At 44.6% G+C, this 11,543-nt stretch carries 13 protein-coding genes; 7 read left to right on the top strand and 6 right to left on the bottom strand.

What is annotated here, in order from left to right:
* From ACXJGZ_RS06320 to prf1, 4 genes are all read left to right on the top strand, one after another.
* The coding region (locus ACXJGZ_RS06320) for an RNA-guided endonuclease InsQ/TnpB family protein (protein WP_456398660.1) at positions 1-1,037 on the top strand (1,037 nt) is incomplete at its 5' end.
* A 183-nt stretch (positions 1,038-1,220) separates the two neighbouring features.
* Positions 1,221-1,820: a hypothetical protein gene (locus ACXJGZ_RS06315; protein ID WP_456398658.1), complete on the top strand. Its 600-nt coding sequence runs from the start codon at positions 1,221-1,223 to the stop codon at positions 1,818-1,820.
* Complete coding sequence (locus ACXJGZ_RS06310) at positions 1,817-2,059, top strand: pro-sigmaK processing inhibitor BofA family protein (RefSeq protein ID WP_456398656.1); 243 nt, start codon at positions 1,817-1,819, stop codon at positions 2,057-2,059. Before ACXJGZ_RS06315 ends, ACXJGZ_RS06310 begins: the two co-directional genes overlap by 4 nt.
* Before the next feature lie 66 nt (positions 2,060-2,125).
* Complete coding sequence (prf1, locus tag ACXJGZ_RS06305; RefSeq protein ID WP_293253817.1) at positions 2,126-3,373, top strand: peptide chain release factor aRF-1; 1,248 nt, start codon at positions 2,126-2,128, stop codon at positions 3,371-3,373.
* Here the strand turns inward: prf1 and ACXJGZ_RS06300 are convergent.
* Together ACXJGZ_RS06300 and ACXJGZ_RS06295 are read right to left on the bottom strand one after the other, a co-directional pair.
* Entirely contained in the window at positions 3,353-4,240 is an 888-nt protein-coding gene (locus ACXJGZ_RS06300) for a dihydrodipicolinate synthase family protein (protein WP_456321563.1), read from the bottom strand. The genes prf1 and ACXJGZ_RS06300 overlap by 21 nt on opposite strands.
* Before the next feature lie 55 nt (positions 4,241-4,295).
* On the bottom strand, positions 4,296-5,618 hold the full coding sequence (locus ACXJGZ_RS06295) for a DUF4139 domain-containing protein (protein WP_456398654.1): 1,323 nt from the start codon (positions 5,616-5,618) through the stop codon (positions 4,296-4,298).
* A 273-nt stretch (positions 5,619-5,891) separates the two neighbouring features.
* Here ACXJGZ_RS06295 and ACXJGZ_RS06290 point away from each other — a divergent pair, with 273 nt between their 5' ends.
* A complete protein-coding gene (locus tag ACXJGZ_RS06290; protein WP_456321565.1) occupies positions 5,892-6,746 on the top strand; it encodes a ribose-phosphate diphosphokinase in 855 nt (284 codons plus the stop codon).
* A gap of 20 nt (positions 6,747-6,766) precedes the next feature.
* Here ACXJGZ_RS06290 and ACXJGZ_RS06285 read toward each other — a convergent pair whose 3' ends face one another.
* Positions 6,767-7,243, bottom strand: coding sequence for a hypothetical protein (locus ACXJGZ_RS06285; RefSeq protein ID WP_456321566.1), 477 nt, complete (start codon positions 7,241-7,243; stop codon positions 6,767-6,769).
* A 33-nt stretch (positions 7,244-7,276) separates the two neighbouring features.
* The gene (fen, locus tag ACXJGZ_RS06280) at positions 7,277-8,305 is read right to left on the bottom strand and encodes a flap endonuclease-1 (protein ID WP_456321580.1); all 1,029 of its coding nucleotides are present in this window, start codon (positions 8,303-8,305) and stop codon (positions 7,277-7,279) included.
* A gap of 179 nt (positions 8,306-8,484) precedes the next feature.
* On the opposite strand from fen, the gene acs reads away from it, so the two are divergent.
* On the top strand, positions 8,485-9,873 hold the full coding sequence (gene acs / locus ACXJGZ_RS06275; protein WP_456321567.1) for an acetate--CoA ligase alpha subunit: 1,389 nt from the start codon (positions 8,485-8,487) through the stop codon (positions 9,871-9,873).
* Positions 9,874-9,946: 73 nt separating this feature from the next.
* A complete protein-coding gene (locus tag ACXJGZ_RS06270; RefSeq protein WP_456326577.1) occupies positions 9,947-10,645 on the top strand; it encodes a metallophosphoesterase family protein in 699 nt (232 codons plus the stop codon).
* 11 nt (positions 10,646-10,656) lie between these two features.
* On the opposite strand, the gene ACXJGZ_RS06265 is transcribed toward ACXJGZ_RS06270, so the two are convergent.
* Positions 10,657-10,962 carry a PRC-barrel domain-containing protein gene (locus ACXJGZ_RS06265; protein ID WP_293253808.1) on the bottom strand — a complete coding sequence of 102 codons (306 nt, stop codon included), beginning with the start codon at positions 10,960-10,962 and terminating at the stop codon, positions 10,657-10,659.
* A gap of 96 nt (positions 10,963-11,058) precedes the next feature.
* Positions 11,059-11,543, bottom strand: a 485-nt coding sequence (locus tag ACXJGZ_RS06260; RefSeq protein WP_456326574.1) for an AAA family ATPase, incomplete at its 5' end; no start/stop codon positions are given.

Here is an 11,543-nt window from a genome sequence, read left to right as displayed (position 1 = left end):
GGCTCAAAAAAGAGACTTACAAAGAGTTAAGGGAGAAATACCCACAATTACCGAGTCACTATATTTACACGGCTTGCCAAATGGCTACATCAATTTACAAGAGTTACAGGAAGAGGAAAAGGAAGGGAAAAGCTAAGGGAAAGCCAATCTTCAAAAAGGAAGTCATAATGCTTGATGATCACCTGTTCAAGCCCGACTTGGGAAAAGGAATTGTAAAACTCTCCACTCCAAAAGGGAGAACCAAGTTAGAATTCTATCCAGCAAAGTATCACGAGAAGTTCAAGGGTTGGAAGGTTGGTCAAGCATGGCTGGTAAAAACGCCCAAAGGAGTCTTCATCAACGTCGTCTTCTCAAAGGAGGTTGAAATGAAAGAGCCGGAAGCTTTTGTTGGCGTGGATTTGAACGAGAACAACGTAACCCTTTCCCTCCCGAATGGAGAATTCGTCCAGATTATCACTCACGAGCGGGAGATTAGGACGGGTTACTTCCTAAAGCGGAGGAGGATTCAGAGGAAAATACGAGCTGGCAAGAGAAGAAAGGAACTCCTCGAAAAGTATGGTGAGCGAGAGCGGAACAGGCTGAACGACCTTTACCACAAGCTGGCTAACAAAATCGTTGAGCTGGCTGAGAAGTATGGTGGGATTGCATTGGAGGACTTGACTGAGATCAGGGATTCAATAAGGTATTCGGCTGTGATGAATGGTAGGCTCCACAGGTGGAGTTTTCGCAAACTCCAGTCAATCATCGAGTACAAGGCTAAATTGAAGGGTGTTAGGGTTGTTTTTGTTAATCCTGCTTTTACTTCGTCCCTGTGCCCGGTATGTGGGGAGAAATTAAGCCCGAATGGACACAGGGTTTTGAAGTGCTCGAAGTGTGGTTTTGAAGCGGATAGGGATGTGGTCGGGAGTTGGAATATTTGTTTAAAAGCCTTGAAGATGTGGGGAGTCTCCGTTCCCCCCGAAAGCCCTCCTATGAAGACGGGAGGAGGGAAGCCTACCCGCTATGAAATTAACACTCTACACACAATTAACGGGTAGGCAGAACGGAACGCCGTAAAAGAGGACAAAACCACACCAAGATTATTCTAACACTCAAACGGTACTGTTAGAATAATCTAATATGCCCAGCAAAGGAGTGGTTTTGTCCTCTTAGGGTATTATCAAAAGTGCTCTCCTTATCCCAACAGTACCCTCTTAACCATCAAAAAAGCTTTAACCTAATTGAACATAGAAGTACTAAAAGAGACACTGGTGATAAAAATGGGGTTATTTTCATTTGGTTCTAAGAGAGGTAAAGTAAGAAAAATGCTTGAAAATGAGGAGATGCAGGAGGCTGTAAATCAGGCTTTAAAAGATAAAAAAGTCCTTGATGCTCTGATAGAGCTCCTAGATGATAAAGTACCGGGAATTAAAGGGGACTCCCTCCTAATATTGACCCAGGTTATGGAGATAGATAAAAAGAAAGTAAAAGGTTACATAGATAGGCTGATTTTGAAGGTTATGGAAGTCTCCAAAACTCGCAACCCGTATGTGAAAGAAAATAGCATGATACTGGCATACAAAATCGCTCAGGAATTCCCTGAAGATGTTATGAAGCGGAAGGAAGAGATAACAAAATCGCTGGATACACTCCTTGAAGAGGGGGACAAAAATGATAAAGCCTTTGCATTACTTATGATAAAGCAGCTGGAGCTCAAGGAGCTCATCCCAAAAGTGGAAGAACTGATGGAAGTTCAGGACAAAGTTCTGCTTCCCTTTGAAGGGTATAAATGGGTTCCCCTTGGGGATATTGCAAAGGAAGTGCTGGAGGGATTAAAATGATGAATGTGAATGTGATAATACTCTTCGCTTTGTTAATCCTGGTTGGATATCTGCTTTTTAAACTTGCAATGGCTGTGTTGAAGTGGCTCGCCATAAACTCAATCGTGGGGCTCATACTGGTGGGTGTACTCAACTTTCTGGGAGTGACACACATACCGCTAAATCTGATTAATTTTCTCATAATAGCCATTGGCGGAGTCGTTGGGGTTTTCATCTTAATCCTTCTCTCTTTCCTCTAACCCCAACTTTTATAAATCCATTTTTTAAGTCCTTTAACGAGAGAAAATCTTCTCGAGGTGATGATCATGTCTCACACATCCGCTGAAATGTATGAGCTGAAGAAAAAAGTGGAGGAACTTAAAAAAATTCGAGGGCGAGCTACAGAACTCGTGTCCCTTTACATACCTGCAGGCTACGATATAAATAAAGTCATGCAGCAGCTTAGAGAGGAATATGGAACAGCCCAGAATATAAAATCAAAGAGCACCCGAAAAAACGTTCTCGGTGCCCTTGAAAGGGCAATGCAGCACTTAAAGTTGTACAAACAAACTCCTCCAAATGGTTTAGCTTTGTTCGTGGGAAATGTTAGTGAGCAAGAGGGTGTGAGCGATATTCAGGTATTTCCCATAATCCCGCCGGAGCCCGTAAATGTAAGGCTCTATCGATGTGATCAAACCTTTGTGACGGAGCCATTGGAAGAGATGTTGCGAGTCAAAGAGGCATATGGTTTGATCACCGTGGAGAAGAATGAGTCCACAATAGGGATTTTGAGAGGAAAGAAAATAGAGCTGGTCGATGATTTACGTTCAACGGTTCCCGGAAAAACAAGAGCTGGTGGTCAGTCCGCCAGAAGGTATGAGCGAATTAGAGAGCAGGAAACTCACGAGTTCATGAAGCGTATAGGGCAACACGCAAATGAAGCTTTCCTTCCACTGCTTGAGAAGGGGGAACTCAAGGGCATAATTATAGGCGGCCCGGGTCCAACAAAAGAGGAGTTTGTTGATGGGGATTATCTCCACCATGAGCTGAAGAAGAAGATTATAGGGGTTGTTGACATCAGTTATCATGGAGAATATGGATTGAGAGAGCTTGTGGAGAAAGCAAGCGACATTTTGGCAGAGCAGGAAGCAGTCAAAGAGAGAAAACTGATCCAGAATTTCTTTAAACATCTCGTAAAGGACACGGGATTAATTACATACGGTGAGAAGGAGATAAGAAAAGCTCTCGAGATGGGCGCCGTTGACACCCTATTGATAAGCGAAGGGTACGACCTCATAAGGGCCAAGGTGAAGTGCAACGCCTGCGGATGGGAAGAGCTCAAGACGATGCACGAAGGCGACTATGATACGTTCAAAAAGCAGATAAAAACATGTCCAAAATGCGGAAGTCAGAACCTCCATTTTGAAAGATGGGAAGTTGCAGAGGAGCTAATAAAAATGGCAGAAGAGATAGGAGCCAATGTGGAAATTATTTCCCTGGATACCGATGAAGGACAGCAGTTCTACAAAGCCTTTGGCGGGTTGGGTGCCTTTCTAAGGTATAAGCTCCAGTGAGAGCAAAAGGTGCTTCACCCTTTCTTTAACCTCTTCTCCATCCATTATGTATGGAGGTCTCAAAACCGGTTTTATTGAGAAGCCTCTTAAACTCATGGCGAGCTTTATTGCCGAGCCAAAGGACGATGCTAAATCATAGATCCTCGAAAGCTGGGCAAGCTTTCCGGCATATGCAATGGCATCATCAAAGTTTCTTTCCTCAAAGGCTTTGAAGGCTCTCAAATGCAACTCAGGGGCAAAGTTTGCACATGCCATAATTCCACCATCACCGCCAAGCATGAGCGTATTTAAAAAATGCTGATCCAAGCCTGTGAAAACCTTGAAGTCCTTCCTCTCACCTTTAACCTCAGATATAACGTCTCTTACATGGTTTATGCTGTCTATTGTCTCTTTAATTCCAGCTATGTTTGAGTACTCCAAAGCTAAGCGCTTTATAAGGGATACTCTCAAGGGATTCGCACAGCTTGGGATGTTGTAGAGGATTATAGGAATATCCGTACTCCCAGCTATTAGGGAATAGTGTTTGAAGAGGGCTTCCTCATTGAGCGGACAGTAGTAGGGAGGGGCAATAACAACGTAGTCGGCTCCGATGTCTCGGGCATGCCTTGTGAGTTCAATTACCTCAAAGGTGTTCGTGGAAGCTGTTCCCACGAGATAGAAAGCCGAGTTCACAAGTTCTCTCCCCCTCTCCGCCAGAAGCTTCATCTCCTCTTTGTTTAAGCTGGTAAATTCTCCCGTTGTGGCATTCACAAAGATTCCATGTACTCCGACTTTCTGGAGGTACTCAATGTGCTCCTCAAGAGCAGAAAAGTCTATGGAGTAGTCCTCATTAAAGGGTGTTACAAGGGGTACTATAACTCCTCTCATGAAACCACCAAAGAGAATATTCTTTGAAGTATTTAAAGATTAAGAAGAAAAAAGCTCAGTACGAAACCTCGTACTCGAATGTCACACTTTCCTTTTCACCGGGCTTCACGGTTACCTTGAACTCGACATAGTTTGCGGTCTCCTCTATTGGACTCTCACTCGAACTCAAAATCTTCCCGCGCCACTTATAGTGTCTTATTATGATCTCTTTGGTTTCATTTCCAAAGTTCTCCACACTGATCTCCACCTTATAGTAGGTGCTTCTCTCGTAGTTTTTCTGTTCGAGAATTTTCGTTTCTCCTTTAAGATCAATATCCTTGCCTAGCTTGAGTCTCAAAGTATCGCCCTTTGGTGTGTGATCGATCCACTGCTCCCCTATTAGCACGTTTTTACCTTCCATCTCCTTATATATCTCCACTATACCTGCAGGGAGCACTTTGTCTGTTTTGAGAGATATTATCTCGTAGACATCCCCTTGCTGTGTATAAGGATAACTCTCGTAGAGATATTCTCTCTTAAACTCCCTCTCCTGACTCACATAAGGAATGAGCTTTTTCTCAAAGGGGTTCACATCGATAATCCCGAGCTTATAGAGGTAGAATGCCTCAAGCTTCTGAGGCTCCATGGGTTTCACTGGGGCTGGAACTTCTGCCTCCGCTTTAGCCATCATATCCCTGAAGTATACGGGAGGTTGATAGAATTGAACGTTGCCCGAAACTAGGAGGACGTCCACATCTTCAAAGCTTTTGTTTGTAGGGTTATCAATCAAAACATAACCCTGAAGGAAAGCCTTATCACCAAGATAGAGCTTGTATCTTGAACTCCATCCAATGTTGGCAACCCTGTAGATGAGTTTGAACTTATATTCTCCCTCTTCCTTTGCGTTTATAACCGCGTAGGTCTTTGCCTTCCTCTCACCGTTGAGCTTCGAGGCTTTGAAGTAAGCCACCTCCTGGGGGTCAATTAGGTAATATCCGTCTCCCTGGATGGTAATCTTCCCATCTTTGTATCCCAGGAATTTACCGCTTATTGTTTCGCCGCTCTTCAGCTTTACCTCCACGTTTTCCCCGATATTGGCTTCAAAAACATTCTTAACATTGAATCCCTGGCTCACAATACCAAGGACCTCTGCTCCCTCGTCAACAGGTTTAAGCGTGATTTCCGCAATTTTTAATCCTTCAATTTCCTCAAGAGGAACTTCGTTGATCCCTGCTTTAAGTTTGAAAGTAAGCTCCTTCTCAACAACACCTATTTTCGCCGAATCATAAAGGACGAGGCTTCCGCTTTCTCCTGCGGCTTTACTGCCCTGAAAAGCCACCATAGCCAGTAGAATCAAAACAAAAGGAAGTGCAATTAAAGCCTTAACTTTTCTTTTCATCTTTATCACCAATGAATAGTAGGGCATCATAGTATTTATAACGTGATGACTGCTTCAAAGGAGTTTGAAGTGAACAGCTGCTGTAGTGTTGAGCGTCTCTGTTGAAGGAATTGGTATTGTTTTTACCTTGGGTTTTCTTCTAATTTCTACGTTTTCGGATCTCACTTGGATTTCATTAGAATCATCAAGAAGACTTAGAGACAAAACCAAATAAACATCCAGTGAATGGCAAATCCTTTTAAAATCTCTCCCAATTTTAACATGGTGATGCTAATGAAAGTGGTGTTGGGAAGCGGTGCTCAGCATATGCGTGATGAGTTTTTGGCCAAAGCCGCAGGTTATGACAAGGAACTCGTAGAGACCGAGATAAAGACCTTCCCTGACGGAGAAAAGTATGTGAGGGTTCTGGGGGAAGGGGATGAAGCCATAGTTGTCCAGTCAACCTTCAGGCCTCAAGATGAGCACTTAATGGAGCTACTCCTTTTGGGAGACGCCCTCAGGGAGAAGGGATTTAAACATCTTAAAGCTGTGGTCCCATATTTAGCATATTCAAGACAGGACAGGGTAACAAAAGAAGGAGAACCTATTAGTGTGAGGGCGGTTTTAAGGACTCTCTCGCTTTATTATGATGAGTTCTACGTCTTCGACCTCCACAACCCTGAGACCCTTAAATTCTTTCCAAAGAAAGCCGTGAACTTAAGTCCTGCAAAGGCTATAGCCAGATACTTCAAGGAAAAGCTGGAGAATGGAATTATTTTGGCTCCGGACAGGGGTGCTTTGGAGAGAGCGAGAGCTGTTGCTGGGGAACTTGGCTTGGAGTTCAGCCACTTTGAGAAAAAGCGCATCTCTCCAACAGAAGTCCAGATGCAGCCCGTGGATGTTGATGTTAAAGGAAAGAACGTTCTCATAGTGGATGATATAATAAGTACCGGCGGAACCATGATAAGGGCCGCTAACCTCCTTAAGGAAATGGGAGCTGGCAAAGTTTTCGTTGCTGCAACGCACGGAGTATTTGCGAAGGGAGCCATAGAGCGAGTTAGCAAAGCCGTGGACGAGCTTGCAGTTACAAACACAATCCCAACAGAGGTCAGCAAAATAAGTTTGGTGGAGGAGATTTTAAAGCTCTAACCCTACCTCTACCTCTGATTCTACTCCTCCCTTCTGCTCATCTTGTTTACGAGCATTGAAGTTGCCCATGTTTTTACATCTTCATCGAGGATATCATTTATCAGGTTTAAGGCTCTTGGAATATCCCCTCTTTCCGCTATCTTTAATGCAGCTTCAGCTTTAATTTTGGAGCGGTTGGAAACATCGGGTATCAGCTCGCCCAGCTTTAGGGCATCCTCAAACTTTCCAAGATTTATGAGCTCGAAAGCAAGGCTCATAAGGGCCCTGATCTTTGCATCAGTATCAAGCTCCATTATCGCTTCTATGGCTTCTTTGAGAGCCTCCTCATAATCGACTCCTCTCTTCGCCATCTCAACGACTATTTTGGAATATGACGTAGCCTTTATACCCTTGTCAGGAATTCCACGTGCAACCTGAAGAGCCAAATCGAAATCACGCTTTTTCAGGAGCCCGTTTATAGTTTCATAAAGAGCCCTAGATTGGTACCACTCCTGCATTTTCCCACCAAATGTAATGCGCGCTCTTAGGACTTAAACTTTTTGAACAAACCAGCTCTCAAGAGTCCTCTGCTTTCCTTTTTCTATGGCTTTTTTGAGTCTTTCAAGTCCGTGTTTAACCCTCTCCTCGCTGAAATCGTGTTCATCACAGAGGAACTTTAAAATTCCCTCCTCATCGGGCATCTTCCACTCAAGTTCGTACTCATCCGTAACCGGAGGATTCATGAAGAATTCTTTGATTTTATAGAGATCAACATCGCTCTCCCTGTTGTATCTGGATAGAACATCCCTCTTATATCTAACGAGCTCCAGGGCTTTCTTCGGTCCGATCCCCTTTATACCCCCGGGGTTGTAGTCGGTTCCAACTAGAATCGCCATCTCAATGAGTTTTTCCCTGTCGATTTTAAGAGTTTTGAGAGCCTCCTCGAGAAGCACAAGCTCGGGTTTAACCTCCACATATATGCTTTTTCCGGGGAGTTTGCGTCTCCCGGTGATGGTCACGTTTCTCACAAGCCTGGGTGCTCCAAAGAGAAGTGAGTCATAGTCTTGAGATGCTGAAGCGTAAACCTTTCCCTTGAGAGCCATATACGCAGCTTGTGCTTCTCCCTCACTCGGTGCCTGAATAACGGGGATGCCCATCAATCGAAGGAGCCTCTTGGCATCCTCTATGAGGAGCTCATTTACCTTGGAAGCCCGCTGGGCATATTTTTTGGCTTCTTCAAGCTCTCCCCTTGCGAGGGCCTCCTCCCACTTTTCCATCGCTTCTTCCCTAGCTTCTTTCCTTCTCTCCAGTTCCTTTTTCTTCAGATCAGGTGGTTTTCCATCGAAAACATATGCCGGCTTTATACCGCTCTCTATGAGATTTATGTTTCTGTAGAAGAGTCCCGATAAATGGGAGGTAATTCTTCCCTGCGAATCCATCAAAGGCGTTCCATCCCTCTGCCTTATGATAGATAGGAATTGATAAATTGCGTTAAAAGCATCAATGGCAATTTTCCTTCCGTTGAGCTTCTCAAGTTCTATCTCCTTTCTCGGAATAAGTTCCCCTATCTGGACGCCCATATCACTCACCCGCATTTAATATTCCCCTAAGAGGGATATAAGGTTATCCAAAGTACATCATTATCCAAAACCTCCCGTTAATTTAGCAAATGACGATTACTCTATCGGCAAATTAAGAAGAGAAAAGTTATAACCTTTTTCTCCGAGTTACCTTTGTAAAGTTTATCGAGGTGGAGAATATGGACAATGTGAAGGCGCTTTTTAAGCCGAGGAGTGTGGCAGTCATAGGAGCTTCTGGAAAGCCCGGAAAGATAGGCTATGCCATCATGAAGAACCTCATCGAGTACGGCTACGAAGGGAAGATATACGCCGTCAACATCAAGGGCGGGGAAATAGAGATAAGCGGAAGAAAGTTCCAAGTATACAAGAGTATTCTTGATGTTCCCGATGAAGTTGAGATGGCGGTTATTGTTGTCCCCGCAAAGTTCGTTCCTCAGGTTGTCGAGGAATGCGGCAAGAAAGGTGTTAAAGCCCTTCCGATAATAAGCTCAGGCTTTGGTGAGCTGGGAGAAGAGGGCAAAAAGGTAGAGGAAGCCCTCGTCGAGACCGCCCATAAATACGGGATGAGGATCCTCGGTCCAAATATCTTCGGTGTTGTCTACACCCCAACAAGGCTCAACGCCACATTTGGTCCAACCGATGTCCTCCCCGGAAAGCTCGCCCTCGTCTCCCAGAGCGGTGCTCTTGGAATAGCCCTTATGGGATGGACAATCCTTGAGAAGGTCGGCCTCTCAGCCCTCGTTAGCATTGGAAACAAGAGCGATTTGGACGATGCAGACATGCTCGACTACTTTGAGAATGATGAGAACACAGGAGCCATCTTAATTTATATGGAAGGTGTTAAAGATGGAAGGAAGTTCATGGAAACCGCAAGGAGAGTTTCAATGAAAAAGCCGATCATTATCATAAAGGCGGGAAGGAGCGAGCGCGGTGCTAAAGCCGCGGCATCACATACAGGTTCATTAGCTGGTGCTGACAGTATTTATAGTGCCGCATTCAAGCAGAGCGGCGTTTTAAGGGCTTTAACAATAGGTGAAGCCTTTGATTGGGCAAGAACACTAAGCAACCTCCCAGAGCCCGAAGGGAAGAACGTCGTCATACTCACAAATGGCGGTGGAATAGGTGTTATGGCCACAGATGCAGCTGAAGAAGAAGGACTTTACCTATATGATAACCTCGAAGAACTAAAGGTCTTCGCAAACCACATGCCTCCCTTTGGAAGCTATAAGAATCCTGTCGATTTGACGGGTATGGCAGACGCTAAGGCATATGAGGGTGCAGTTAGGGATGCACTTGCAAATCCAAACATGCACGCCATTGCGGTTCTCTACTGCCAGACTGCAGTCCTTGATCCAAGGGATCTGGCGGACATCGTAATAAGGGAGTATGAAGCCAGCGGGAAGAAGAAGCCCATAGTGGTCGCAATCGTCGGTGGAATTGAAGCCAAGGAAGCCATAGATGTGCTCAACGAAAAAGGTATCCCGGCATATCCAGAACCTGAGAGGGCAATTAAGTCACTTGCAGCCCTCTATAAATGGAGCAATTGGAAGAAGAGCAAGAGAGTGTGAATCTCTTTTTCCCCATTTTTAAAACAATCATAAGGATTTTAATCTTCTTCTTCCATAGTTTAATGGGATGCATATGCTCATAGCTTTTATAAGTGATATTCATTCGAACCTCGAAGCCCTTGAAGCAGTGTGGCGGGAGGTAAAGAAAGCCGATGTTATCCTCTGCATGGGCGATTTGGTGGGCTATGGGGCAAATCCCAATGAGGTTGTGGATTTCTTTAGAGAGGAAATGAAGAAGAGGGAGATAGTCTGCGTGAGAGGGAATCACGATAATGCCATAGCCTTCGGTGTTGAATGGGGATTTAATCCCTATGCAAGGGAAGCAGTCAGATGGCACCAAAGGATTATGCGGACGGAAAATCTCGAATTCCTTAGAAGACTGCCCGTAAGGCAGCTTTTCACAGACGATAATGGAGATACATACCTTTTAATCCACGGTTCCCCAAGGGCTCCTCTAGATGAGTACCTATTCCCTTGGCTTCCGGATAGTGAGTTTAGGGTTGTGCTGAGCTATATGAAGCAAAAAAATCTGGTTGTCGGGCATACTCATGTCCCCATGCTCCGTATAGTTGACGGACGAAGGATAATAAACCCCGGAGGGGTCGGACAGCCGAGGGATGGGGACTGGAGAGCGAGCTATGCAATGCTTGAGACAAAAAAGGGGGAAATTGAATTCAGGAGAGTAGAGTACGATGTTGAAGAAGCCGCGAGGAAAATATTAAACGCAGGCCTGCCCCAATTTCTGGCTTACAGACTCTATGAAGGATATTAAATAAATAGTAATCACTCGTGATGGAGCCTCTCCTTTATGGTGCTTATCCTCCTGAGCTTTGACTTCACGGCGAGTTTTGCAGAATCTACTATGATGACTTCACCTATGCTCTTAACGGAGTTTATCGGAATCAGCAAAAGGCCCTCGTGATCAGTTACAAATTCACTCACATCCAAATCCTCATCCGGCTCGGCTACTATGACCAAAATATCCCCTGTCTCCTCGTCGAAGCTCAGATCATATACCCACCCAAGTCTTATACCCGTATCGGTGATTATTTCAACATCCCTAAGCTTTGAAGCTTTAATCTTCACCATCTTTGCCACCTCATATCGTTAAATCAATCTAAGAGTTATTTTGTCCACTTTTCATATATAAATCCTTTCCTCAAGAATTGAAAAGAAGAGGAAGAATCAACCCGTGAAGTAGTCAATTTCTCTGTATCTCTCTTTCCTCTCAACCCTTCTGCTCTTCTCAAAGTTCTCATAGTACTCGAGCATGTACTTCGTGATGCTGGGCTTGATCTTCTTCATGGCTTCCTCAAAATCCTTCTTCCTTACACGAAGCCTCTCCAACAGCTCATCACCCAGCTCTTCCATTTCCCTTCCGGCAACAGCTCTCCTTAATGTCATTAAAGCCGCTTCCCTAACTAGAGCTTCTAAATCTGCTCCACTGTAGCCTTCCGTCATTTTTGCAATTTCCTTCAAATTGACGTCTTCTGAAAGGGGTACCCTCCTAGTATGTACTCTCAAAATCTCCAGCCTCGCCCTCTCATCAGGCGCAGGAACAAGAATCAACCTATCAAACCTACCAGGCCTCAACAAAGCAGGATCCAAAATATCAGGCCTATTAGTCGCAGCAACAACCACAACCCCACTATTCTCCTCAATACCATCCA

It is taken from the genome of Palaeococcus sp. (in: euryarchaeotes) (genome assembly GCF_053987695.1).
Note: the sequence above shows the minus strand (reverse complement) of the source record. Positions and strands in the feature narration are given on the sequence as shown.